Annotated in this window: 1 protein-coding gene; it reads left to right on the top strand. The window is 62.8% G+C overall.

Annotated elements, in window-relative coordinates; translation table 11 throughout:
• Positions 1-242 (top strand): sulfatase-like hydrolase/transferase (locus J5M67_RS29310; protein ID WP_207888766.1); only part of this gene is annotated, 242 nt, incomplete at both ends.

Here is a 242-nt window from a genome sequence, read left to right as displayed (position 1 = left end):
CGCCTTCACCCACATACGCGAATCCATGCAGGGCCAGAGCGGCATGCCGGGCAACGAGTACGCTGATGGCATGCTCGAGCACGACGGCGACGTCGGCAAGCTGCTCAAGGCGGTGGACGACCTGAAGCTCAGCGACAACACCATCGTCATCTACACCACCGACAACGGCCCGAACCGCTTCACCTGGCCGGATGCCGCCACCTCTCCGTTCCGCAACGAGAAGAACTCCAACTACGAAGGCG

This window comes from Pseudomonas sp. 30_B (assembly GCF_017491605.1).
Lineage (GTDB): Bacteria > Pseudomonadota > Gammaproteobacteria > Pseudomonadales > Pseudomonadaceae > Pseudomonas.
The sequence above is the reverse complement of the archived record's forward strand: the minus strand, read 5'-3'. Positions and strand labels throughout refer to the sequence as shown.